General features: G+C 54.2%; 1 rRNA gene. It reads right to left on the bottom strand.

The features are described 5' to 3' along the window. Positions 1–34 precede the first annotated feature (34 nt). Positions 35–1,550 (bottom strand): 16S ribosomal RNA (locus tag FYJ64_RS11270). Positions 1,551–1,837: the final 287 nt, after the last annotated feature.

The following is a 1,837-nucleotide window of genomic DNA, read 5'->3' as shown; positions in this document are numbered from 1 at the left end:
AGTAAACCCATAGACAGCAAACGTGTCTCCCTAGAAAGGAGGTGATCCAGCCGCACCTTCCGATACGGCTACCTTGTTACGACTTCACCCCAGTCACCGGTTTTGCCTTAGGCAGCCTCTGCGACCGACTTCGGGCACCCCCGGCTTCCATGGTGTGACGGGCGGTGTGTACAAGACCCGGGAACGCATTCACCGCGGCATTCTGATCCGCGATTACTAGCAACTCCGGCTTCGTGCAGGCGGGTTTCAGCCTGCAGTCCGAACTGGGACCGCCTTTAGGGTTTCGCTCCGGCTCGCGCCTTCGCCTCCCTCTGTGACGGCCATTGTAGCACGTGTGTCGCCCAGGACATAAGGGGCATGATGATTTGACGTCATCCCCGCCTTCCTCCGGGTTGTCCCCGGCAGTCCCACTAGAGTGCCCAACTCAATGATGGCAACTAATGGCAAGGGTTGCGCTCGTTGCGGGACTTAACCCAACATCTCACGACACGAGCTGACGACAACCATGCACCACCTGTCTCCTCTGCTCCGAAGAGGGGGTCGGCATTACCCGACCTTTCAGAGGGATGTCAAGCCCTGGTAAGGTTCTTCGCGTTGCTTCGAATTAAACCACATGCTCCGCTGCTTGTGCGGGTCCCCGTCAATTCCTTTGAGTTTCACACTTGCGTGCGTACTCCCCAGGCGGAGCACTTAATGCGTTTGCTCCGGCACCGAACTCTTGCGAGCCCGACACCTAGTGCTCATCGTTTACGGCGTGGACTACCAGGGTATCTAATCCTGTTTGCTACCCACGCTTTCGTGCCTCAGTGTCAGTTACAGTCCAGAAGGCCGCCTTCGCCACTGGTGTTCCTCCTAATATCTACGCATTTCACCGCTACACTAGGAATTCCGCCTTCCCCTCCTGTACTCAAGCCTTACAGTTCGCGGGGCCAACGACAGTTGGGCTGTCGCCTTATACCCTACGCTTGCAAAGCCACCTACGCACTCTTTACGCCCAGTAATTCCGGATAACGCTCGCCCCCTACGTGTTACCGCGGCTGCTGGCACGTAGTTAGCCGGGGCTTCCTCCAAAGGTACCGTCATTCTTCTTCCCTTTGGACAGAAGTTTACGACCCGAAGGCCTTCCTCCTTCACGCGGCGTTGCTGCATCAGGCTTGCGCCCATTGTGCAATATTCCCCACTGCTGCCTCCCGTAGGAGTCTGGACCGTGTCTCAGTTCCAATGTGGCCGTTCACCCTCTCAGGCCGGCTACTGATCGTCGCCTTGGTGAGCCGCTGCCTCACCAACCAGCTAATCAGACGCGGGACCATCCCTGACCGATAATTCTTTGGCAGAATGACCATGCGGTCTCTCTGCGTTATGGGGTATTAATCGAAGTTTCCCTCGGCTGTCCCCCTGTCAAGGGCAGGTTTCCCACGCGTTACTCACCCGTCCGCCGCTTTCCATCACAGAATTCTACCGAAGCTTCCTTCTGCGATTTCTCGCTCGACTTGCATGTGTTAAGCACGCCGCCAGCGTTCATCCTGAGCCAGGATCAAACTCTTAATGAAAATTGTATATTAAGCCTTCCGGCTTACTATCTCTTTCCTTCCGTTTAATCCGGTCAGACGCTAACGTCTGTTTCTACAGTTGTTTCTGTTACCGTATTACTGTTTTAGGAAATCTTGGGGATCATTTGGTACATGATCCAAGGTTTCTCAACCTTTTTCTTTTTGTCTTGTTTGACTTTCGTTTCCTGTCTATGTGGTTTTCTAGGTCCTTCCGGAAATCCTTCATTTTTCAAGGCTTTCCGTGCTCGCGTGTGCCGCGAACATTTAATATATTACCACCTGTTTAC

The sequence above is a fragment of the Hornefia butyriciproducens genome, assembly GCF_009695915.1.
Classification (GTDB): domain Bacteria; phylum Bacillota; class Clostridia; order Peptostreptococcales; family Anaerovoracaceae; genus Aminicella; species Aminicella butyriciproducens.
The sequence above is the reverse complement of the archived record's forward strand: the minus strand, read 5'-3'. Positions and strand labels throughout refer to the sequence as shown.